Source organism: Gordonia sp. C13, from assembly GCF_023218005.1.
Classification (GTDB): Bacteria; Actinomycetota; Actinomycetes; order Mycobacteriales; family Mycobacteriaceae; genus Gordonia; species Gordonia namibiensis.
Genome location: NZ_JALPSY010000037.1, coordinates 1 through 23,510, shown reverse-complemented (window position 1 = coordinate 23,510; position 23,510 = coordinate 1). Strand labels below are relative to the sequence as shown.

Annotated in this window: 18 protein-coding genes and 1 pseudogene; 12 read left to right on the top strand and 7 right to left on the bottom strand. The window is 66.6% G+C overall.

Annotated elements, in window-relative coordinates:
- Positions 1–657 precede the first annotated feature (657 nt).
- A complete protein-coding gene (locus M1L58_RS21705) occupies positions 658–1,524 on the bottom strand; it encodes an enoyl-CoA hydratase-related protein (protein WP_248660432.1) in 867 nt (288 codons plus the stop codon).
- Between the two features lie 125 nt (positions 1,525–1,649).
- Positions 1,650–4,196, bottom strand: a complete 2,547-nt coding sequence (locus M1L58_RS21700; protein WP_040535282.1) for an ATP-dependent Clp protease ATP-binding subunit — start codon at positions 4,194–4,196, stop codon at positions 1,650–1,652.
- Between the two features lie 491 nt (positions 4,197–4,687).
- Between M1L58_RS21700 and betT the strand changes: the two genes are divergently transcribed.
- From betT to M1L58_RS21685, 3 genes are read left to right on the top strand one after another with little or no spacing between them, the layout of a single operon-like run.
- Positions 4,688–6,898: a choline BCCT transporter BetT gene (gene betT / locus M1L58_RS21695; protein WP_248660431.1), complete on the top strand. Its 2,211-nt coding sequence runs from the start codon at positions 4,688–4,690 to the stop codon at positions 6,896–6,898.
- On the top strand, positions 6,895–8,412 hold the full coding sequence (locus M1L58_RS21690; RefSeq protein ID WP_248660430.1) for an aldehyde dehydrogenase family protein: 1,518 nt from the start codon (positions 6,895–6,897) through the stop codon (positions 8,410–8,412). Before betT ends, M1L58_RS21690 begins: the two co-directional genes overlap by 4 nt.
- The gene (locus M1L58_RS21685) at positions 8,409–9,974 is read left to right on the top strand and encodes a GMC family oxidoreductase (RefSeq protein WP_248660429.1); all 1,566 of its coding nucleotides are present in this window, start codon (positions 8,409–8,411) and stop codon (positions 9,972–9,974) included. Before M1L58_RS21690 ends, M1L58_RS21685 begins: the two co-directional genes overlap by 4 nt.
- Positions 9,975–9,978: 4 nt before the next feature.
- Here M1L58_RS21685 and M1L58_RS21680 read toward each other — a convergent pair whose 3' ends face one another.
- On the bottom strand, positions 9,979–10,581 hold the full coding sequence (locus M1L58_RS21680; protein WP_248660428.1) for a TetR/AcrR family transcriptional regulator: 603 nt from the start codon (positions 10,579–10,581) through the stop codon (positions 9,979–9,981).
- A 69-nt stretch (positions 10,582–10,650) separates the two neighbouring features.
- Between M1L58_RS21680 and M1L58_RS21675 the strand changes: the two genes are divergently transcribed.
- From M1L58_RS21675 to M1L58_RS21650, 6 genes are all read left to right on the top strand, one after another.
- Positions 10,651–11,529 carry an alpha/beta fold hydrolase gene (locus tag M1L58_RS21675; RefSeq protein ID WP_248660427.1) on the top strand — a complete coding sequence of 293 codons (879 nt, stop codon included), beginning with the start codon at positions 10,651–10,653 and terminating at the stop codon, positions 11,527–11,529.
- 96 nt (positions 11,530–11,625) lie between these two features.
- Positions 11,626–12,120 (top strand): RNA polymerase sigma factor, encoded by a 495-nt coding sequence (locus tag M1L58_RS21670; protein ID WP_248660445.1) that lies wholly within the window; start codon positions 11,626–11,628, stop codon positions 12,118–12,120.
- Positions 12,117–13,439, top strand: a complete 1,323-nt coding sequence (locus M1L58_RS21665) for a VOC family protein (protein ID WP_248660426.1) — start codon at positions 12,117–12,119, stop codon at positions 13,437–13,439. The genes M1L58_RS21670 and M1L58_RS21665 overlap by 4 nt, the downstream gene beginning before the upstream one ends.
- 229 nt (positions 13,440–13,668) lie before the next feature.
- Positions 13,669–15,279, top strand: coding sequence for an HNH endonuclease signature motif containing protein (locus tag M1L58_RS21660; protein WP_248660425.1), 1,611 nt, complete (start codon positions 13,669–13,671; stop codon positions 15,277–15,279).
- A 157-nt stretch (positions 15,280–15,436) separates the two neighbouring features.
- Positions 15,437–16,747, top strand: a complete 1,311-nt coding sequence (locus tag M1L58_RS21655; RefSeq protein WP_154884512.1) for a PQQ-binding-like beta-propeller repeat protein — start codon at positions 15,437–15,439, stop codon at positions 16,745–16,747.
- A gap of 186 nt (positions 16,748–16,933) precedes the next feature.
- Complete coding sequence (locus M1L58_RS21650) at positions 16,934–17,701, top strand: lytic transglycosylase domain-containing protein (RefSeq protein WP_006867192.1); 768 nt, start codon at positions 16,934–16,936, stop codon at positions 17,699–17,701.
- 86 nt (positions 17,702–17,787) lie between these two features.
- On the opposite strand, the gene M1L58_RS21645 is transcribed toward M1L58_RS21650, so the two are convergent.
- The 4 genes from M1L58_RS21645 to M1L58_RS21630 all read right to left on the bottom strand — a co-directional run bounded on the left by M1L58_RS21645 (position 17,788) and on the right by M1L58_RS21630 (position 20,567).
- Positions 17,788–19,080, bottom strand: coding sequence for a M18 family aminopeptidase (locus tag M1L58_RS21645; protein WP_248660424.1), 1,293 nt, complete (start codon positions 19,078–19,080; stop codon positions 17,788–17,790).
- Positions 19,081–19,090: 10 nt separating this feature from the next.
- Complete coding sequence (gene purQ / locus M1L58_RS21640) at positions 19,091–19,771, bottom strand: phosphoribosylformylglycinamidine synthase subunit PurQ (protein ID WP_154884515.1); 681 nt, start codon at positions 19,769–19,771, stop codon at positions 19,091–19,093.
- Between the two features lie 5 nt (positions 19,772–19,776).
- Entirely contained in the window at positions 19,777–20,016 is a 240-nt protein-coding gene (purS, locus tag M1L58_RS21635) for a phosphoribosylformylglycinamidine synthase subunit PurS (RefSeq protein WP_248660423.1), read from the bottom strand.
- Positions 20,017–20,084: 68 nt separating this feature from the next.
- Positions 20,085–20,567, bottom strand: a complete 483-nt coding sequence (locus M1L58_RS21630; protein ID WP_006867195.1) for a glutathione peroxidase — start codon at positions 20,565–20,567, stop codon at positions 20,085–20,087.
- Positions 20,568–20,614: 47 nt separating this feature from the next.
- Here M1L58_RS21630 and M1L58_RS21625 point away from each other — a divergent pair.
- The 3 genes and pseudogenes from M1L58_RS21625 to M1L58_RS21615 form a co-directional block, all read left to right on the top strand.
- Positions 20,615–21,064: pseudogene (locus M1L58_RS21625) on the top strand (MFS transporter); the annotation flags it as partial.
- A 253-nt stretch (positions 21,065–21,317) separates the two neighbouring features.
- Positions 21,318–21,830, top strand: a complete 513-nt coding sequence (locus M1L58_RS21620) for a MarR family winged helix-turn-helix transcriptional regulator (protein WP_248660422.1) — start codon at positions 21,318–21,320, stop codon at positions 21,828–21,830.
- The gene (locus M1L58_RS21615; RefSeq protein WP_248660421.1) at positions 21,827–23,374 is read left to right on the top strand and encodes a DHA2 family efflux MFS transporter permease subunit; all 1,548 of its coding nucleotides are present in this window, start codon (positions 21,827–21,829) and stop codon (positions 23,372–23,374) included. The genes M1L58_RS21620 and M1L58_RS21615 overlap by 4 nt, the downstream gene beginning before the upstream one ends.
- Positions 23,375–23,510 lie beyond the last annotated feature (136 nt).

Here is a 23,510-nt window from a genome sequence, read left to right as displayed (position 1 = left end):
GAACTGGTGACGCTGGATGTGATTGGTCCGGACCGGGTTCGGGCTGGTAGCCCGTACCGGCAGCCGGGGTCGGTCATCCGCCACTCGCGAACGAACACCACCGTACCGATCGACATCTGCGCCACCTCCTTTCAGCACTCGTCTGGCCTGCTGTTCGCCACGATAACCGCGGTCAGCGCAGCCTGCCACCGTTTATGCCGCGTGTTCGCGGATGTTCACGTACGCAATACAAGGCGTTCGCACAGCTGACGAAGGTCCCAGCGGTATCGTCGCGACGTGCCGGACACCAGCGACAACCTCGACGGGGGCGATCTCGCGGCGTCGATACTGCTCTGGGTACTCCACGTCCCCCTCTCTGCTGACGTTCGTCGTCGCGGCGTTCACAGCATTCGTCACGGACCCGTGCGGTTACGAGCCCTGCGGTGACCCGCGGTGGACCCAGGTCGCGGACGCGACCGCGATCATCGCGGCGATCGTGCTGTGGACTGCGTCGTTGGCGCTCGGAATCCGACGTTTGCGACGCCGTGACCGCGCCTGGCCCGTAGCCGCGTGGGCATGTGCTCTACAGCTGCTCATGATCCCGATCGTGATCGCGATCGGAAACCAGGCCGGCCCCGTCAGCTGACAGCTGACGGGGCCGGACCTGAACAGCTGAGCTCAGAAGATATCGGGCAGATCCTCCGACACCTTGTTCGGGTACGTCGCCGGTCGCTTCTCCAGGAACGACATGACGCCCTCGTAGACGTCACCGGACTGGCCGCGGTAGAAGATCGCCTTCGAGTCGGCGTGGTGGGCGTCGAGCGGGCTGGGCGCACCGGCCATCCGCCACAGCAGCTGACGGGTCAGGGCGGTCGAGACGGGGGCGCTGTTCGCGGTCATCTCGCGGGCGACGGCGATCGCGGTCTCGAGCACCTTGTTCTTGGGCACGACCTGCTGGATCAGTCCACGCTCGAGCGCCTCGTCGACCTGCACCATCTTGGCGCCGACCGTCCACTGCAGAGCCGTCGGCAGGCCGACGAGCCGCGGGAGGAACCAGCTCGACGCCGCTTCCGGGACGAGGCCGCGGGCGGCGAAGACGAAGCCGAATTTCGCGTCCTCGGAAGCGATCCGGACGTCGGCGGGCAGGGTCATGGTGACGCCGACGCCGGCCGAGGGGCCGTTGATCGCGGCGATGACCGGCTTGAGCGAGGCGAACATGCGTAGCGTCAGCTTGCCGCCCTCGTCGGCCGGGACCTCGTCGCCCTCGACCACCGAGGACGCGTCGAAGGTCGAGCCGCCTGCTTCGAGGTCGGCCCCGGCGCAGAACGCCCGGCCGGTGCCGGTGAGTACCACTGCGCGCACCGAGTCGTCGGCGTCGGTCTCGTCGAAGGCCGCCCGCAACTCCTCGCCCATCTGCAGGGTGAAGGCGTTGAGCCGGTCGGGGCGGTTCAGCCTAAAGATGGCGATCTCGCCGTCCCGCTCGACGGTGATGGTGGGCTCGGCCTGCGTGGCCTTACGGCCGACCTCTGATGTATCGCTCGTCACAGTGATCGATGGTATCCACCACTGTCACACCTGCCACGGGCAGGCAACACAAAATGGCGGCGCCACCCTCTCGGGTGACGCCGCCGCTCTTTGTGTCAGATCTGCTTGTGTCAGATCAGCTCAGGTCAGCTCGCGTCCGAGCCGCCGTCGCCTGCCTTGGACAGCTCGACCGGTGCGTCCGGGACCGCATGCGGCTTGTCCGAACCGGTGAAGGTGAACTTGGCGTCTTCGCCGTCGCCTTCGCCGTCCCAGCCCTCGACGTCGACCAGCACGATCTGTCCGGGAGCGACGTCGCCGAACAGGATCTTCTCCGAGAGCTGGTCCTCGATCTCGCGCTGGATGGTGCGACGCAGCGGGCGTGCACCGAGCACCGGATCGAAGCCGCGCTTGGCGAGCAGGGACTTGGCGCGGTCGGTGACCTCGAGCGCCATGTCCTTGTTCTTCAGCGCGCTCTCCACACGGGTCAGCATGAGGTCGACCATCTGGATGATCTCGTCACGCGTCAGCTGGTGGAAGACGACGATGTCGTCGATGCGGTTGAGGAACTCGGGCCGGAAGTGCTTCTTGAGCTCGTCGTTGACCTTCTGCTTCATCCGCTCGTAGCCGGACTTGGTGTCGTCCTTCGACGAGAAGCCCATGCCCACGGCCTTGGAGATGTCGCTCGTACCGAGGTTCGAGGTGAAGATCAGGACGGTGTTCTTGAAGTCGACCGTACGACCCTGACCGTCGGTGAGACGGCCGTCCTCGAGGACCTGCAGCAGGGTGTTGTAGATCTCCGAGTGAGCCTTCTCGATCTCGTCGAACAGCACCACCGAGAACGGCTTGCGGCGCACCTTCTCGGTGAGCTGGCCGCCCTCTTCGTAGCCGACGTAGCCGGGAGGGGCACCGAACAGACGTGACGCGGTGAAGCGGTCGTGGAACTCGCCCATGTCGATCTGGATGAGTGCGTCGTCCTCGCCGAACAGGAAGTTCGCCAGCGCCTTGGAGAGCTCGGTCTTACCGACACCGGACGGGCCGGCGAAGATGAACGAGCCCGACGGACGCTTCGGATCCTTCAGGCCGGCACGGGTGCGGCGGATCGCCTTGGAGACGGCCTTGACGGCGTCTTCCTGGCCGATGATCCGCTTGTGCAGCTCCTCCTCCATACGGAGCAGACGGGTGGTCTCCTCCTCGGTGAGCTTGAACACCGGGATACCGGTCCAGTTGCCCAGGACCTCGGCGATCTGCTCGTCGTCGACCTCGGCCACGACGTCCATGTCGCCACTGCGCCACTGCTTTTCACGCTCGGCGCGCTCGGCGACCAGCTGCTTCTCCTTGTCGCGGAGGCTGGCGGCCTTCTCGAAGTCCTGCGCGTCGATGGCGCTTTCCTTCTCCTTGCGCGCGTCGGCGATGCGCTCGTCGAACTCGCGCAGGTCTGGCGGCGCGGTCATCCGGCGGATGCGCATGCGCGCACCGGCCTCGTCGATGAGGTCGATCGCCTTGTCCGGCAGGAACCGGTCGTTGATGTAGCGGTCGGCTAGCGTCGCGGCGGCGACGAGTGCACCGTCGGTGATCGAGACGCGGTGGTGCGACTCGTAGCGATCACGCAGACCCTTGAGGATCTCGATGGTGTGCTCGACCGACGGCTCGCCGACCTGGACCGGCTGGAAGCGGCGCTCGAGGGCGGCGTCCTTCTCGATGTACTTGCGGTACTCGTCGAGGGTGGTCGCACCGATGGTCTGCAGCTCGCCGCGGGCCAGCTTCGGCTTGAGGATGCTGGCGGCGTCGATCGCGCCCTCGGCGGCACCTGCGCCGACGAGCGTGTGCAGCTCGTCGATGAACAGGATGATGTCGCCGCGGGTGTTGATCTCCTTGAGGACCTTCTTCAGGCGTTCCTCGAAGTCACCGCGGTAGCGGCTGCCGGCGACCAGCGAACCGAGGTCGAGGGTGTAGAGCTGCTTGTCCTTGAGCGTCTCGGGGACCTGACCGTTGACGATGGCCTGCGCGAGGCCCTCGACGACGGCGGTCTTGCCGACGCCCGGCTCGCCGATCAGAACAGGGTTGTTCTTGGTGCGGCGGCTCAGGACCTGCATGACCCGCTCGATTTCCTTTTCCCGGCCGATGACCGGGTCGAGTTTGCCCTCGGCGGCGGCAGCGGTCAGGTTGCGACCGAACTGGTCGAGGACCAGCGAGGTGGACGGGGTGCCGGATTCGCTGCTGCGACCGCCGGTGCCCGCCTCCTGCGGCTCCTTGCCCTGATACCCGCTCAGGAGCTGGATGACCTGCTGGCGGACCCGGTTGAGGTCGGCGCCGAGCTTGACCAGGACCTGTGCGGCAACGCCCTCACCCTCGCGGATGAGGCCGAGCAGGATGTGCTCGGTGCCGATGTAGTTGTGGCCGAGCTGCAGGGCCTCGCGCAGCGAGAGCTCCAGCACCTTCTTGGCACGCGGGGTGAACGGGATGTGTCCCGACGGTGCCTGCTGGCCCTGGCCGATGATCTCCTCGACCTGACTGCGGACACCTTCCAGGGAGATCCCGAGAGACTCGAGCGCCTTGGCAGCCACACCCTCGCCCTCGTGGATGAGGCCGAGGAGGATGTGCTCGGTACCGATGTAGTTGTGGTTGAGCATCCGCGCTTCTTCTTGGGCCAGAACCACAACCCGTCGCGCGCGGTCGGTGAACCGTTCGAACATTGTTCTCCCTCACATTGCTAGCGCCCCGGCCGCCGCGAGAACCACCTCGTGTGTCCGGTCGGGACAACGCGGTGCGGGTAGGCGACGACCAGCCTGCTTCCACTCTAGAGGTCGTCGCTGATGTACCTGCAGTTAACGCCCGTGCAGAGTGCACGGATCGACCGCGATGGCGGGGATGTGCACAGTACAACTGCGCAGGCCGGGGCTGTGTTCCCCGTCCGCTACGCCCAGAGCGAACGGGTCGCCGGACCACCTCGAATGGGGGACGTTGCGGGTTCAGGCCGGCAGTACCGACAGGATGTTGCCCCGGCCGGTCGAGAACCAGACGATCTGGATCATCCGGTGTCGCCGCTGGGCAGGGGCGGTGAGCCGATCGTTACGGTTGCCATACCAATCCAGACCGGGTGGGGGCTCCGAATTCATCGCCGGCAATCGGCGAGTCGGGCAATTCACCCGACCACTCGAGTTCGGAGAGGCTAGCGTCATACGTCATGAGTGCTGGTGAGAGACCTGCAGTCCCGTCCACTCCGGCCACCCCGGACACCGGGGAACCAGCGCGGCGCCGGAGTACGGTCAACCTGACCGTCTTCGTCGCGTCGGCGGTCATCGTGCTCGCCTTCGCGATCTGGGCGTTGGCCGCGCCGGCCGCGGCGGAGTCCGTGATCAACGAGGTGCGGAACTTCATCACCCGCTGGTTCGGCTGGTGGTACTTCATCCTCGCCACCGCGATCGTCGGTCTCGTCGTCTTCCTCGGTGTCAGCAAGTACGGGCGGTACCGCCTCGGACCGGAGGAATCCCGTCCCGAGTACAGCCTGTTCACCTGGACGTCGATGCTGTTCGCCGCCGGTATCGGCATCGACCTGATGTTCTTCTCGGTCGCCGAACCGGTCACCCACTTCCTCAATCCCCCGACGGGCGCGGCGGAGACCAACTTCGCCGCGCGGGAGGCCGTGACGTGGACCGTCTTCCACTACGGGGTCACGGGTTGGGCGATGTACGCCCTGATGGGCGGGGCCCTGGCCTACTTCGCGTTCCGACACAATCTGCCGTTGACGATCCGCGCGGCGCTGTACCCGATCTTCGGCAAGCGGGTCGAGGGACGGTGGGGCGACGCCATCGACGTCGCAGCCGTGCTCGGCACGATCTTCGGCATCGCGACGTCCCTGGGAATCGGCGTCGTACAGCTCAACTTCGGCCTCAACGAGATCTTCGGCATCGAGCAGGGGAAGGCCGCGCAGATCGGCCTGATCGCCCTGTCGGTCGTCATCGCCACCGCATCGGCGACCTCCGGTGTGGACAAGGGCATCCGACGCCTGTCGGAGATCAACGTCATCCTCGCGATCCTGATGCTGGTCTACATCACCGTCGCCAAGGACGCCGACTTCCTGCTCAACGGTCTTGTGCAGAATGCCGGCGACTACGTGTCGACGTTCGCCGACCGCACCCTCGACACGTTCGCCTGGGATCAGGTGAACCCGCCGCCCGGCAACGACGCCCGCGCCTTCGTCGACGGTTGGACGTTGTTCTTCTGGGCCTGGTGGGTCGCCTGGGCGCCCTTCGTCGGCCTGTTCCTGGCGCGCATCTCGCGCGGACGCACGTTGCGGCAGTTCATCTTCGGCGTTCTCGTGGTCCCGTTCAGCTTCATCCTGGTGTGGGTCTCGATCTTCGGTAACAGCGCCCTCGCCGTCGCCCGCGGGGACCAGGAATTCGCCGAGACCACCGCTTCCACCCCGGAAGCCGGCTTCTACTCACTGCTCGACCAGTATCCGGGCGCGACGCTCCTGATCGGCATCGCCACCATCACCGGTCTGCTGTTCTACGTGACGAGCGCCGACTCGGGGTCCCTGGTCATGGGCAACTTCACCAGCCGACTCGACGATCCGATGGCGGACTGCTCCCGGTCGCTGCGCATCTTCTGGTCGGTCGCCATCGGTCTGCTGACGCTCTCGATGCTCTTCGCCGGCGGAGGGGACGGGTCGATCCTGACGCTGCAGGCCGCGACGGTCATCATGGGGCTGCCGTTCTCATTCGTCCTGGGCCTGATCGGCGTCTCGCTGCTACGGGCCGTACGCAACGAGTCGTACAAGCTCGACAGTTTCCGCGCGACGCTGCCGAAGGTGATCGCCGTCGGACGCGGGCCCACCGAGCAGAGCAGTTGGCGACAACGCCTGATCGGAACCCTCCGCTTCCCGGGTCGGGTCGCGACGCGCAAGTTCATCACCGCGACGGTGGTCCCGGCGATGCACGAGGTCGCCGACCAGTTCGGACGCGAAGGTGTCTCGGCGACGGTCGACGAGTCGGCCGAAAACGAAGGCTTGCCCTCGCCTCGGCTCATCGTCGAACTGGCCGACGTCCCCGCCTTCGAGTACTGCGTGTGGCCGGTGTCCGCGCCGACCCCGACCTACGCGGTGCGTTCACAGCGCTCCGATGACCGGTACTTCCGGTGCGAGGTGTATCTGACCGAAGGCTCACAGGGTTATTCGTTGTCGGGGTACACCCGGGAGCAGATCATCGGCGACATCCTCGACCAGTACGAACGGCATCTGGGTTACCTCCATCTGCGTGACTCGGCAACCGACCATCACGATCACGCCGAGGTCGACCCCGACACCGGTGACGCCCCCGGCGGGTACACGCCAACCGGTACCGTCGCAGAGACGGACATACCCGACAGCAACCCGGAAGGAGCGCCCGCTCCATGAGCGACACTCTGTACATCGACGGCCGCTGGCAGGCCGCGAAGTCCGGCAAGACCCGCGAGATCCGTTGCCCGGCGGACATTTCTGTGGTGGGCGTGGTGGCCGAGGCGTCCGCGGAGGACACCGAGGCGGCGATCGCCGCAGCCCGACGCGCTTTCGACGCCGGTGACTGGAGCGGCACCCCGGCCGCCGAACGCGGTGATCTACTGCTCCGTGTCGCCGATCAGATCGACACCCGCCGAGACGATTTCGTCCGTGCCGAGACGCTCGACACCGGCAAGCGGCCGTACGAGTCGGACATCGACATGACCGACATCGCCAACTGCTTCCGCTACTTCGGCAAGCTGGCGGCCCAGGATGCCGGTCGAGTCGTGGACACCGGGTCACCTGATGCGGACTCGCGGATCGTCTACGAACCGGTCGGCGTCTGCGGTCTCATCACGCCCTGGAACTATCCGCTGCTGCAGGCGGCGTGGAAGGTGGCACCGGCGCTGGCCGCGGGCAACACCTTCGTGCTGAAGCCTGCCGAGCTGACACCGCACACCTCGATCCTTCTCCTGGAAGTCCTCGATGGCCTGGGACTTCCGGCCGGGGTCGCGAACCTCGTCCTCGGTGCCGGGGCGGATGCGGGTGCGCCGCTGTCGTCGCATCCCGACGTCGATCTGGTGTCGTTCACCGGCGGACTCGTGACCGGCCGCGTCATCGCGCGCGAGGCCGCGGCGACGGTGAAGAAGGTGGCGCTCGAACTCGGCGGCAAGAACCCCAACGTGGTGTTCGCCGACGCCTGCGCCACCGACGAGCTGCTCGCGGCCGCGGTGGACAACGCACTCAACGCCGCGTTCCTGCACTCCGGCCAGGTCTGTTCCGCGGGCGCGCGACTCATCATCGAGGACTCCGCGCACGACCGGTTCGTCGACGAATTGGTCCGTCGCGCCGAGGAGATCCGTCTCGGACTCCCCTACAGCGAGGGCACCGAGACCGGACCGCTGATCTCCGAAGCCCACCGCGACAAGGTGCACGCCTACGTCGAGCAGGCTCGGGCTGACGGTGCGGTGATCCGCACGGGCGGCGCCTTCGCGACCGGCGATCAGGGGTCGGGGAAGCTCGACGACGGTTGGTTCTACCTGCCGACCGTGATCGACCGCGCCGACCGTTCGATGGCCTGCGTGCACGACGAGGCCTTCGGGCCGACCGTCACCGTCGAGACCTTCACCACCGAGGACGACGCGGTGACGCTGGCCAACGACACCGTCTACGGCCTCGCCGGCGCCGTGTGGTCGTCCGACGCCGCTCGTGCGCGACGCATCGCCGGCCGTATCCGGGCAGGCACGGTGTGGGTCAACGACTTCGGGCCCTACCTCCCCCAGGCGGAGTGGGGTGGATACGGCCAGTCCGGTTTCGGCCGTGAGCTCGGGCCGTCGGGCCTGGCCGAATATCGCGAGGCAAAGCACGTCTACGAGAACCTCCGGCCGGGTGTGACCGGCTGGTTCGAGGACCGGAAGGGGCAGCAGCAGTGAGTGAGTCGTGCGACTACGTCGTCGTCGGAGGCGGTTCGGCGGGTGCGGCGGTGGCGTCCCGATTGTCCGAGGACCCGTCGGTCACGGTGTGCCTCCTGGAAGCCGGCCCGTCCGACGTCGGCGACGACGCGATCCTGCGACTCGACCGCTGGATGGAGCTGCTCGAATCCGGTTACGACTGGGACTATCCCATCGAACCGCAGGAGAACGGTAACGACTTCATGCGGCATGCTCGTGCAAAAGTGCTGGGCGGTTGCAGTTCCCACAACAGCTGCATCGCCTTCTGGGCACCGCGTGAGGACCTCGATTCCTGGGAACGCAACTTCGGTTGCGCGGGTTGGGGTTCGGAGGAGTTGTACCGCCTCTACCCGCAGATCGAGACCAACGACGCGCCCGGCGATCACCACGGCCGCAGCGGCCCGGTCCACATCATGACTGTGCCGCCCAACGATCCGTGCGGTGTCGCCGTGCTCGACGCCTGTGAGGCGGTCGGCATCCCGAGGGCCGAGTTCAACAGCGGCGCAACGGTGGTCAACGGCGCCAACTTCTTCCAGATCAACCGGCGCCCCGACGGTGTGCGCGCCTCGTCGTCGGTCAGCTACCTCCACCCGAATCTCGACCGCCCCAATCTCACGATCCGCACCGGTTCCTGGGCCAAGCGCATCGTCATCGAGAAGGTCGACGGCGAGTTGCGTGCCGTCGGCGTCGACATCACCGACAACGCCTTCGGCCGCACCACGAGGATCGAGGCCGGTCGCGAGGTCATCGTGTCGACGGGTGCCATCGACACCCCGAAGCTACTGATGCTCTCCGGGATCGGTCCGGCCGAGGACCTGCGTGAGCACGGAATCGACGTCCTCGTCGACTCCCCCGGCGTCGGCGAACACCTCCAGGACCACCCCGAGGGTGTCATCGGCTTCGAGACGAAGAAGCCCATGACGCAGGAGTCGACGCAGTGGTGGGAGGCCGGCATCTTCACGACGGTCGACGACGGTCTCGACCGACCAGACCTGATGATGCACTACGGCAGCGTGCCTTTCGACATGCACACCCTGCGCCAGGGCTACCCCACCAGCGAGAACACTTTCTGCCTGACGCCGAACGTCACCCACGCACGGTCGCGGGGCACAGTGAAGCTGCGGTCGCGCGACTTCCGCGACAAGCCTCGCGTCGACCCCCGGTACTTCACCGACCCCGAGGGTTACGACATGCGGATCATGACCGCCGGCCTCCGCAAGGCACGGGAGATCGCCGCAGCCGCACCACTACAGGAATGGGTTGCGCGCGAACTCTATCCGGGACCCGACACCACCAGCGACGAGGAGCTTGCCGACTACATCCGACGCACCCACAACACCGTCTACCACCCCGTGGGCACGGTCCGGATGGGACCGCCGGACGACGACATGTCGCCGCTCGACCCCGAGCTGCGGGTCAAGGGAGTCGCCGGCCTGCGCGTCGCCGACGCGTCGGTCTTCCCCGAACACACCACCGTGAACCCGAACATCACCGTCATGCTCGTCGGGGAACGGTGTGCCGAGTTGGTGGCGGCAGAGCGGTGACCGTCTAGCTCCGAAACGAGTCGACTACGCGGTCGAGGACCGCGGCGACCTCCGCGGTCGCCGCGTCTCGATCCTCGGCCGCGGCGACGTAGAGCGCCGCCTCGTCGAGCGCACCGATCGCCACGTGGGCAAGAGGCCGGGTCGGCTGGTCGATGGCCTGGCCTGCGGCGATCGTCGCCTTGATCAGCCCTTCGACAAGGGCGAAGCCGAACTCCTCGCCGCGTGCTCGCCACTGAGCCCAGCCGAGGACGGACGGCGCCTCGACGAGGGTGATCCGGTGTACCGAGGGTTCGGTGCACAGTTCGAGGAACAGCCGCATGCCCGACTTCAGTGCAGCAATCGGGTCGTCGGCCGCGAGTGAGGCGGACCGTTCGGCGATCCGGGCGACGACGTCCTGCTCCACCGCGTCGTAGACGGCGGTGAACAGACCCTTCTTGTCATCGAACTGGTGGTAGAGCGCGCCGCGGGTCACGCCGGCTTCGGCGACGATCTCCTGGGTGCCGACGTCGGCGAAGCCGCGCTCACCGAATAGCTTACGACCTGCAGCGATGAGCGCCGCGCGGGTCGCCGCGGTGCGTTCGGCCTGGGTCCGACGATTGACTTTCATACAATCTGCACGTAACTTTCGTACTCAGTGTTCGTAAGTTCACTGAGTCTACGAGAAGCGGACCTCGCCATGGCCAACATGCTGCCGACCGTCGAACTCCCGTCTGGGGTCATCGAGTACGCCACATACGGACCCACCGATTCCACCCTGCCGCCGATCGTCTTCGTGCATGGGGCCGTCGTCGATCACCGGCTGTGGGAACCGGTCGCCGAACTCCTCGCCGAACGCGGTCACCGGTGCTTCGTGCCGTTGATGCCGCTCGGTTCACACCGAATCCCGTGGGGACCGGATGCGGACCGTTCACCGCGCGGTGCCAGCCGGTTGTTGCGCGAGTTCGTCGGGCACTTCGACCTGTCGTCGGCGACACTGGTGGCCAACGACACCGGCGGCGCGGTCACCCAGTTCGCCCTCGACGAGGACCCGCACTTCGTCAACCGCCTCGTGTTCACCAATTGCGACGCCTTCGATCTGTTTCCGCCGCAACCGTTTCGACTGGACTTCGCATTGATGCGGCAGCGACTCCTGCTGAAGCCGCTCGTCGAAGCGATGCGGTTCAAGGCTCTGCGTCATTCCCCGCTCGGAGTCGGCTTGCTCCTCCACGACCCCGACCCTGGTCTCACCGGTTCGGTGTTCACTCCCCTGCAGAGCGACGCCCGCATCCGCGACGACTTCATCGCATTCCTGCGCGCGATCAGCCCGGCGGAGCTAGCCACGGTGACCCCACGCATGTCACGGGTCGAGCTGCCCGTGCGGTTCGTGTGGGGTCGTGACGACCGGTGTTTCACTCTCGAACATGGTCGACGATTCGCCTCGGTCTTCCCCGGAGCCCACGGCGAGGGCGCCCGGTTCGTCGAGGTTCCCGATGCCCGGACGTTCGTCTCGCTGGACCAGCCGCGGGCGGTGGCCTCGGAGATCGCGGCGTTCACGACGAAGGCGTCGAAGCGCTAGGAAAAAAACTTCGCCGAAGGGCGTCGGGTTCCGTCGCCCACGCACGACGATGAAGACGTGAGCAGCGACCAATCGGCGTCTTCTGGACCAGAGGGACTGCTGGCGGTGTACGACCAGGCACTTCCGGCCGTCTACGGGTTCGTGGTCCGTCGCTGCGCGGATCGGCGGACTGCAGAGGACGTGACCTCGGAGACCTTCCTGGCCGCGATGGACTCCGTCCGCCGGCACCAGGACACCCAACCGACCACTCCGTGGCTGATCGGGATCGCGCGGCACAAGCTCGCCGATCACTGGCGGCGCGCCCAACGCACGCCGGAACCGGTCGAGGATGTACCCGACCACGGGGACGATCCATGGGACACCGAACTCGACCGCATGGTCGCCCACCACACGCTGGGGCAGCTGACGCCGATCCACCGCGCTGTGCTCACGTTGCGCTACGTCGACGACCTTCCCGTCGGCGAATGCGCCGAGATCCTCGGTCGCACGGCCGGTGCCACCGAGGCGCTTCTCACCCGCGCGAAGCGTGCCTTCCGCGCGGCCTACCCCGAACCACAACGCCAGAGCAGCGGGAGAGGAGGTCACGCATGAACACCCGGAACAGCGCACGCTTCGGCGAGGCACGGGATCCGTTGCACGTACTGCGCGCAGCCGACACCCCCGGCTTCGACGATCCTGTCCAGCCCGACCGCGACTTCGCCGCGTCCCTGCGCGACCGACTCGAACGCGGGGCGACGCTACCGCAAGGAGTCATCATGTCCACCGCAACACAATTCGACGAGCCAGTCACCACGGAGGCGACGAGCGCGCTGCCAGTGGTCGAGCGACCCGGCGCACTCCCCTACCTCACCGTGGCAGAGCCGCAGGCCGCCATCGACTGGTACACCGCAAACCTCGGTGCTCGGCTCCGTGGTGAGCCGATCGTCATGGACGACGGGTCCATCGGCCACGCCGAACTCGAAATCGGTGGCGGGGTCATCTATCTCGCCGGCGAGTTCCCTGACCTCGGTTTGCGGGCGCCCGCCCCGGGCCACGTCTCGGTGAGCCTGATGCTCGAGGTTGGCGACACCGACGCCGCGGTCGCCACCGCGTCACGCGCGGGCGCCTCCGTGACCCGCGAGCCCAACGAGGCGTACGGTTCACGCACCGGTGTCATCGTCGACCCGTTCGGTCACCGCTGGATGCTGACCGGGCCGTCGAAAAGCCGGCTGTCCAACCGGATTCGTCAGGGCGACATCGGCTACATGTCGCTGAACATCCCCGACGCTGCGCGCGCCCGACGTTTTTACGCCGCGGTCCTCGGCTGGGAGTTCGATCCCGAGGGTCGCCGCGTGACCAACGTCGGGCATCGACTCGGAATCTTCGAGACCGACGGCGCGCCAACGGTGTTCTGCGCCTACGCCGTCGACGACCTCGAGGCCGCCCATGCAAGGATCGTCGCAGCCGGCGGGCGAGGCGAGTTCGGGACGAGTCCCGACAGTCACCGCGTCGTCGACTCAGTCGATGCGCAGGGTGTGCGTTTCGCGGTGTTCGCCCCCGAACCCGGTGACGTCCGACCCGACCAGCACCCCCGCGGCATCGGGGCGATGAGCTACCTCACCGTGATGACCCCGGACAGCGCCCGCTTCCGCGACTTCTACGGATCTGTACTCGGCTGGACCTTCCACGGCGGACGAATCGACGACGGCTGGGAAGTCGACGACAGTCGGCCACAGGTCGGGATCGCCGGTGGCGCCGACACTTCCGTCGCGGTGCCGATGTGGGTGACCGACGACGTCGAGGCAGCGGTCGAACGTGTCCGCGGCGCCGGCGGGACGGTCCTCGAGGAACCCCGCACCGCGCCGTACGGCATCTCCGCCCGGTGCGCCGACGACCAGGGAGCGCAGTTCTATCTCGGCCAGTTGTTCTAAGGGCCTGACGCCCAGACCTCACTTCGACGGTGCGACTTCGATCGAAGTCTCACCGTCGGATTGATGTCGCGCACGACTTCAGATCGGTTGATCATTCTGCCGCACAATGTGTTACCTCGCTGCTCGCTGCTCCTGTGGATGAGAATCCGAGTTTGTCGGTGGGTTGATCTAGATTGGTTGGTAACAGATTCAGCCGTCCAGGTTGGGCTGTAGACGTTGTGGGGGCAGCGTGAGCAGGTGGACCGATCTACCGGGCGGGTTTCTCGCCGGGGTCGATCCTGCCCACCCCGGATCATCCTCTACCGCAACCCATATGGAACGGTTGCGGTCGATCCGTCACGGCGAGTCCTACCTGGCGTGGTGCCGGTACGAGTCGATCGTCACCGTTTACGACCAACTCGTCGTCAACACCGGTGGCGGGTTCTTCATCGACCGCTACAGCGAAATGGTCACCCGCCTCTGCCGCGAAGCCGCCATCACCCGGTATCAGGCCGATCAGTGGGTCGGGGAAGCCCTCGCCCTGCGCGACCGGCTACCGAAAGTGTTGACCACCCTGCGCGACGGCATCCTGTCGCGGCAACTGATCCAAACCATCATCTCGCGTACCGACCTGATCTCCGACGCGGCGACTGTCGCCGACCTCGACACCGAGATCGAGTCCATCCTGCGCCACCGCAAGGGCGCATGGACCCGGGTGAAGCTGCGCGACATGGTCGACCGGCTTGTGTTCCGCCACGACCCCGACGCGGTCCGGGAACGGCGTCGCGAAGCGCTGGACAAGCGCGGTATGTGGATCGAGAACTTCACCGACGGCACCGGTGAGATCACCGGTGTCATGGCTGCCGAAAACATCCGCATCGCCGCGAAAGCGGTGAAAGCCCTCGCCGACACCGTGTGTGCCCAGGACGGCCGGAATCGTAATCAGCGCAACTCCGATGCCATGTTCGCGCTGTTGACCGGCACCGTCTTCGACTGCCAATGCCAGCAGGAGGAGTGTGACGCCGAGATCCCCGACCCGGCGAACGTGGTCCGGTCGGTGAGCACCGAGGCCATCATCCACGTCGTCACCGACGCCGCCACTCTGGCCGGGGCACCAGGGATCGGCTGGGTCGACGGCCACGGCATCGTCTCCGACGAGCACGTCCGCGACCTCGCCGAGCGGCCCGACGCCACCATCACACCCGTCACCCCGGTCCGCACCGCACCGACGCGCGTTGTCGCAGAGCGGCCGACGACAAAGACTTCCGACGGTCCGGATAGCCCCGTCGAGCCGAGATCGGCCGATGCCCCGCCAGCAGACATGGTGATCGTCTATCCCGGTGCACAATCCGCCGATCCGTATCGACCCACCGCTGCGTGCGCCGACTTCGTGCGTGTTCGTGACGGCTACTGCACCGAACCCGGTTGCGGATGTTCGGCTTTCGACTCCGATCTCGACCATGTCACCGAATACGACCGCACCAACCCCACCCAGGGTGGGTCGACGTCGAGTGAGAATCTCAACGCCAAGTGCCGGTTCGGGCACCTGCACAAGACCTTCGGTGATTGGGTCGATGTCCAGTATCGCGACGACGAGGGTCGCCTGGTCACCGAATACCGGACTCCGGAGGGGTTCGTCATCCCCGGCGACGCCGAAAACCTCGAAGACTCGTTCCCGAACCTGCGTCGTATCCGCTACGAACAGCCACCCCAGGCCCCACCCACACCACGGGTGATCGCGGGCGACGACACCCCGCCCACACCCAACCGGCTCGCACAGAAACACGCGCGCCGGCGAGCCGAACGTGCCCGCAACAAGGCTCAGCGCCTCGCAGACCAGGCAGACCCGCCGCCATTCTGACGGGTCAGCTCACGAGCACTATCGGCACCGAGTCCCATGGTCACGACCGTTGGAGTCACCCGCACCGCCTGCAGAAGGCCCCTGTAGACCTGCAGTAGGCCCCTATAGAACAGTGCACCTCGCGGGACGCCGAAACGCCCATGGTTCACTCTTACCCATGTCCTCACGCTCCCGCGCCCGGGCGCTCTCCGCGCGCCTGCCGTTCGGTATCGGGACGGTCGTACTGATCCTCTGCGCAGCAATGCTCGTGACCGTCGGAGTGGTGCTCTCGGGCGGGAAGTACCAGGTGGACAACGCCGAGTACGCCTACGGGGAACTGCGCGATTACCACCGTGCGCCGTCCATCGCCTGGACCATCGTCGGCCACGAGGATCTCCCCGATTATCGCGACGAGGTCACCATCCAGGTCGTCGACACCTCCGACGAGGGCTGGCTGATCGCCTACCCGTCCGGCCTGGGCCGCTCGTTCACGATGGTCGACCGCCGCAACGGCCGGCTCCTCTGGGACTCCCCCGTCAACGCCGGCCAGGGCGACTGCGCCTTCAACGAAGCCGGACAGGTCGGTTGTGCGGTTCAGCTCGGCACTCCTCTCGACGACGGCTTCTATCTCGTCGACGACGCCGGGGTGCCGACGCAGACGGCCGAGTACCTCGACACCAAGAAGGTCGTGGGACTCGGCAACAACTTCCTGCGGGTCAACCGGGTCGGTCACCAGCTGTCGTTGAACACGCCGGTCGGGAAGACCATCTGGGCGCGTACCTTCGCAGCACCGGTCGTCGATCTCGAGGTCACCGGCGACATCGTCGTCGTCAAGACCGCCGACGCCAGCCAGTTCCTGGTCAACCCGACGAATGGCGACAACCGCATCGCCTGCGACCAGTGCAACATCGCCCTCTACCCGACGGGCGTGGCCGTCGAGCACCAGGATTACAACGCCGAGCGCGTGACCACCTACGCCACGGTCAACGGACGCGTCGACCCCGACCCCGTCGACGACTCGGAGGGGCTGCAGGTGGAGTCGGGACCGTCGAAGCTGCCACTGCTGACCGCCTCCAACCGCATCTTGGCCGACCGCGGCACCTACGAGGTACGCGATCCGGCTCGTCGGGGCGCGCTCTGGCGAATCAGCGACCGGGAGCTCTCGAAGTCCGGCGCCATCGCCTGCGGCTCACTGGTCAATTTCGGACGTCTCGACGGGTCGCGAACGACGTACGCGCTCGCCGACGGCAAGCACATCGGCAGCGGCCCGCCACCCGGCCCGGAACAACCCATCCTGGCCAATCCCTCCTGCATCGGCTCCACGGGCACCACCATGATCCTGTCGAATCAGGGCCAGCTGACGGCCCTGACCCCGGAGAACAGCGTGGCCTGGGAACAGGGCGTCGGTTCGCCTGGCTTGATCAAGGTGGTCGAGGGCTACATCGTGCTGAGCGAGGGTTCCACGATGTCCGTTTTGCGGCCGAACTGACCTCGCATGTGGGCCGTTTCACATCCACACCCGTGTCCCCGCGGCGACCTGCACAGACACAAACCTGACCTCCTGTCCATACCAGGGATGGTCACGGGAAGATAACGCTTTGCTCACGACCGCGTGTACGGTCGGCTCGGTTCCGAAAGCACGAACCACGAGCAGTACACGTGAGGTCAGTAAGTTTTGGGTAAGCATTCCAAGCCACGGAAGAAAACACGCACACCGCTGTGGGCCACGGCCCTCCTCCCCGTCGGAGTCCTGGCAGGCGCGGCCACCGCAGGAGCCGAGCTGTCGCACCCGACAGCCGCCCCGGAGCCCACCAGCCTCTCCACGGGGGTGACGGCCACCGCGGCCCCCGCATTCACCCCCGCCGCGAAGGCGCACCCGGTTGCCCCGGCCCCGACGCCGGCACCCGCCCCGGTCATCCGCCCGGCGAGCGTCACCTCCGGCGCGGTCCCCGAGACCAACTACGACGCCTACAAGAAGGCTGCGGGCACCCTCGCCGACACCACCCCGCGCTGCGGCATCGACTGGAAGGTCATCGCCGGCATCGGCAAGGTCGAGTCCCACCACGCCGATCAGGGCAACGTCAATCCCGACGGCGTGCTGCGCAGTGCGATCTTCGGTCCCGTCCTCGACGGTTCGCTCGGCGGCAACGAGGTCATCAGCGACACCGACGGCGGCGAGCTGGACGGCGACGCGACCTACGACCGCGCAGTCGGCCCCATGCAGTTCCTGCCGTCCACCTGGAAGGCCTACGCCGCAGACGGCAACGGTGACGGAAAGTCGGACCCGCAGAACATCTTCGACGCCGCGCTGACAACCGGTCGCTACCTGTGCGACGAGGGTCTGGACCTGCGCAACCCGGCGTCGCTGACGACCGCGATCCTGCGCTACAACAACTCCATGGAGTACGTGAACAACGTTCTCGGGTTCGCCCGCTCCTACTGATCTACTCCGGAAACGGTCATCGACCCGGCCGGCGCCTGACTCAGGCCGCCGTCTGGGTCGGTGTCGTTCTGATCAGTTCGGTGTGATCAATTCTGGGCCAGAAAGGCCTGCAGCGCAGCCGAATACATCGGCACGTCGGCGACACCCATCAGCTCGCGCGCGGAATGCATCGCGAGCTGCGGAGCGCCGACGTCGATCGTCGTGAGGCCCGTGCGGGTCGCGGTGATCGGTCCGATCGTCGAACCGCAGGGCAGATCCGCACGATGGACATAACGCTGCATCGGCACGCCGGCGTCATCGCAGGCCATCGCGAAGATGGCCTCTCCCAGTGCATCCGAGGCGTAGCGCAGATTCTGGTTCACCTTGAGCACCGGTCCGCCGCCGATCGAGATGTGATGGCCGGGCTCATGCCGTTCCGGATGATTCGGATGCGTCGCGTGGGCCATGTCACCGGAGAGGCACACGCTCGCGGCCATCGCCTGCAGGTAGTCGGAACGGGAACCGCCGCGCGCCAGCACGATCCGCTCGCAGATCGAGGCCAGGAAGTCCGACGCGGCACCACGCTCTGAGCCGCTGCCGACCTCTTCGTGGTCGAAAAGGGCCAGCACCCGCGTGTGCGCCGACGACGAGCCGTCGAGCAGCGCCCGGAGCCCCGTGTAACAGGTGCCCTGGTTGTCCAGACGTGGTGCGCTGAGCAGGTTCTCGGCCGCACCGATCACCGCCGACGGCGCGACGTCGTGGGTCATCAGTTCCCAGCCCAGCAAGGTGTCCGGGTCGATGCCCGCATACTCCGCGACCCAACCGAGAACGTCCGGGGCGGCATCGTCGAGACCCCACAGACCGTTGACGTGTCGCTGCGGATCGGGTGAGACGCCCTTGCGGTTCTCGGACAGGTGGATCGCCAGCTGCGGCACCCGCACCACCGGCTCGGTCACGTGGACGAGCGTGTGCGCCACCCGATCCCCCGCCCGGTAGGCGAGGCGACCGGACAGACCGAGATCGCGGTCGAGCCAGGAGTTGAGCCAGGCGCCGCCGTAGGGTTCGAGAGCGATCATCGCCACCCCGGCCGACGTGCGGTCGGGATGTTGCTTCACCCGCAGGTTGGGGCTGTCGGTGTGGCCGCCGACGATGCGGAAGGCCGGACCGTCGCCGGTCTCCCAGGCGATGATCGAGCCACCGCGGATCACATACGACTTCGACGACGCCGCACTGACCGTGGCCGGCCACGCCCGCTCTTCGTAAAGCCTTGTGTATCCCGCGTTCTCGAGCTCACGGGCGACCGTGGCGCAGACGTGGAACGGCGACGGCGAGGCGTCGATGAACTCACCGAGGCCGGCCGCCGATGCACTCGTCGGGATCTTCGGCGATGCGTCGCTCATCCGGGGGCACTCAGACCGAGGCGAGGACCGAGTCGATCACCGAGTAGAACAGGCCGAGCCCGTCGTCGCTGGGGCCGGTCAGGGCCTCGGTCGCGTGCTCGGGATGCGGCATGAGGCCGACGATCCGGCCGTTGGGGCTGGAGATGCCGGCGATGTCGAGTGCCGAACCGTTGGGATTGCGCTCCGGGTAGGTGAAGACGATCTGACCCTCACCCTGCAGCTCCTCGAGCTTGCGCTCCGACGCCACGTAGCGACCCTCGCCGGACTTCAGCGGGATCAGGATCTCCGCACCGCGCTCGAAACGCGTCGTCCAAGCGGTCGTGTTGTTCTCGACACGTAGCCACTCGTCGCGGCAGATGAAGTGCAGACCCTCGTTGCGGGTCAACGCACCCGGCAACAGGCCGGCCTCGCACAGGACCTGGAATCCGTTGCAGATCCCCAGGACCGGCATGCCCTTGCCGGCCGCCTCGACGACCGAGCCCATCACCGGCGCGAAGCGCGCGATGGCGCCGGCACGGAGGTAATCGCCGTAGGAGAAGCCGCCCGGCACGATGACCGCGTCGACACCCTTCAGGTCGGCGTCGCCATGCCACAGCGCGACGGGTTCGGCACCGGCGAGCCGGACCGCACGGGCGGCGTCGACGTCGTCGAGGGTGCCCGGGAAGGTGATGACACCGATACGAGCTGTCATGTCACCTACTCCGAGATCCGGGAGACGTTGAAGTTCTCGATCACCGTGTTGGTCAACAACTCTTCGGCGATCCGCTCCAGGGTCACGTCGTCGACGGTGTCGTCGACCTCGAGCTCGAAGCGCTTGCCCTGACGGACGTCGCCGATCCCGGTGAATCCGAGCCGACCCAGTGCGCCGACGATGGCCTGCCCCTGTGGGTCGAGAATCTCGGCTTTGGGCATCACGTCGACCACCACTCGCGCCATGGCACCGCTCCTCAATCTCTACTGATCAGTTCTCGCCTGGTCAGCTTACCGGGTGCCCCCAAATCGACTCAGAGCACGGATTCGATTGCGGCGACGACGGTCGGATCGGTCGGCTCGGTACGCGGACGGAAACGGTTGACGACCTCACCGTCGGCGTTCACGAGGAACTTCTCGAAGTTCCACTGGATGTCGCCGGCCTCGCCGTCGGCGTCGGCGGCCTGGGTCAGCTCGGCGTACAGCGGATGGCGGGCGTCGCCGTTGACATCGGTCTTCTCCAGCAGCGGGAAGGTGACGCCGTAGGTGGTCGAGCAGAAGGTCGCGATCTCCTCGGCGGTGCCCGGCTCCTGGCCCATGAACTGGTTGCACGGCACGCCCACGACGGTCAGGCCCTTGTCGCCGTAGGTCTTCGCGAGCTGCTCGAGACCCTCGTACTGCGGGGTGAGACCGCACTTGCTGGCTACGTTGACGATCAGCAGCGGTCCGCCGAAGTCCTTCAGCGAGACGTCGGAGCCGTCGAGAGAGGTGACCGGGATGTCCTTGATGTTGCCCATGAGGAGAGATTAACCGGTCATCGAGAGACTGTGATGGGCCGCACACCCTGGTGATCCCGGAGTTCGCCCTGATGCCGGCGATGTTCTTCGCCATCGAGACACGCAACTATGCGATCGCGACACTCGGCATGTGCCTCGCGACGATCCCCCACTCGATGTTCTACGGCGCCATCGCCGGTCTCCTGGCCCGGGCCTTCCCGGCCAACATCCGCTACACCGGACTGTCCCTCGCCTACCAGGCCTACCAGCTGTGTTCACTGGTCGTCGGCGGCGGCACACCCGTTCTGGCGCAGTGGATTCTGAACTCCACCGGCGGCATCACCTGGGTTGCGATCACCGGCGGTATCTACGCGGTCGTCTCGCTCTCCTGCACACTCGCACTGCTCAAGCGCACCGGATACGACGCGACCGAACTGTCCGTCGCCGAACGCAGCGACGAGGCCGAGCTCGGCCCGGGCATCCGCGGCGACACGGCGCCCACGGTGGCGCGGCGCCCACGGTGGCGCGACGGGACGGGATCTCAAGGTCGCCGACGAGGTCTCGGTGACTCCGGAGCCGTCCTCGGAGGAGGTCCGGCTCCTTCGCGAGGAGATCGATCGGGTGCGCCTGTAACTGCGCTGATCTGTACTTGCCTGATCACCCGTGACGCCCGCCTCCTTGAGAGACGGGCGTCACACCATTTCGCACATTATGTGCGATCTCACGCCTATTGCGTTTCCGCAATAGTTGCGTCGGAGTTACTATTTCCGGGTGTCTCAGGAACCCTTGTGCGCTTTTGGCGCCGACCAATCGATCGAGTCCGCTTCGGCGGCGCTGGTAGCGTTCCTCGACCGCCTTCTCGAGCTCGGCCGGCCCGAGACCATGGACAGTCTCGCCTCCACCGACATCACCTTTTCGCAGCTCCGGGTGCTCTGCGCACTCGGCAGCCACGACGGTCCGATGCCGGTCAACGCCATCGCCGAGCAGGTGCAACTGTCCCTCGCGGCCGCGGGCCGGACGGTCGACAAGCTGGTCAGCTGCGGTTTCGCCGATCGTCGTGAAGACTCGTCGGACCGACGGATCAAGCGCGTCTCGCTCACCGACGACGGCATGCGCTACCTCGAGACACACCTGGCACTGCAGCACGAGACCGTACGACGGTTCGTGGCCGGCCTCCCCGCCGAGCTACGGGACAACCTGTGTTCGGCACTGAAACCCATCGTCGACGACGCCGTCGACCACTTCTGCCTGACCGGATCGACCGATAGGAAACGAACCGCATGACATCCTCCACCGGAGGCCACCTCCACGAAGGTCCACCAGACACCAAGCTGGACAAGAACGTCCTGCTGGTGGCCGGCGTGGTCGTGCTCGGCGCGATCATGTCGATCCTGGACGTCACCGTCGTCGGCGTGGCCCAGAACACCTTCCAGCAGGAGTTCAACACCGACGCCGCGGGCGCCGCGTGGACCGCGACTGGTTACACCCTCGCCCTCGCCGCGGTGATCCCGCTGGCCAGCTGGGCGGCATCGCGTTTCGGAACCAAGAAGGTCTATCTGACCTCGCTGGTCCTGTTCACCCTCGGCTCGATCCTGTGTGCCTTCGCACCGAACATCGGCATGCTCGTCGCGTTCCGTGTGGTGCAGGGCCTCGGCGGCGGTCTGCTGATGCCCATCGGCATGATGATGCTGACCAAGGCGGCCGGCCCCGAACGCGTCGGATCGGTCATGGCGGTCCTCGGTATCCCGATGCTCCTCGGCCCCATCTCCGGCCCGATCCTCGGCGGCGTGCTCATCGAGCAGCTCAGCTGGCACTGGATCTTCCTGATCAACGTCCCGATCGGCATCATCGCCTTCGTCTACGCGTGGATCGTCCTGCGCGACGACGCCGAGACCAAGAAGTCGTCGATCGACGTCATCGGCCTGCTGCTGCTGTCGCCGGGTCTGGCGCTGTTCCTGTTCGGCATCTCGTCGAGCGCCGAACACCGCACCTTCGTCACCGGCTCGGTGCTGATCCCGACGATCATCGGTGCGCTCCTCATCGCCGCGTTCATCTTCCATGCGCTGCGCGCCAAGAAGCCGCTGCTCGACCTGCGCCTGTTCAAGAACAAGACGCTGAGCATCGCGGTGGCCACGATGGTGCTGTTCATGATCGCGTTCTTCGGTGCGGCACTGCTGTTCCCGCAGTACTTCATCGGCGTCCGCGGCGAGTCCACGCTGACCGCCGGCCTGCTGCTCGCCCCGCAGGGCCTGGGCGCGATGCTGACCATGCCGATCGCCGGCAAGCTCACCGACAAGATGGGTCCCGGCAAGTTCGTGCTCGGCGGCATCGTGCTGATCCTGATCGGTCTGTCGACGTTCACGATGCTCGGTGCGGACACCTCGTACTGGCTGATCTGCGGCTCGCTGTTCGTCCAGGGCCTCGGTATGGGCATGACGATGATGCCGATCATGTCCGCTGCCCTCGCCACCCTGAGCAACCACCAGGTGCCGGACGGCTCGACGCTGATGAACGCCATCCAGCAGGCGGCCACCTCGATCGGCACCGCGGTCATCTCGGTGATCCTGGCCAGCAGCCTGGCGAGCAAGCCGGAGGCCGGTCTCGCGATCATGGCGAACACCTCCGACAAGCCGCTGCCCCCGGGTGTCCCGAACCCGTTGCCGGAATCGTTCTTCGAGACCGCCGCCGACGTGTTCTCCAACACCTTCGTGGTCTCGGTCGTGCTGATCTGCCTCACCGTGATCCCGGCGTTCTTCCTGCCGCGCAAGAAGATCGCCTCGCCTCTCGTCGAAGAGGACATGGAGCGCGGCCCGATCATGATGCACTGATCGACCCGGATCGAAACCGCAAAGAGCCCCACCGCCCGCGAGGGTGGTGGGGCTCTTCCGGTTTCGATACGGTTCCTCGCTGCGCTCGTCACCTACTCAACCAGCGAAGAACTGCCGGCCGAGTAGGTCTGAGCCG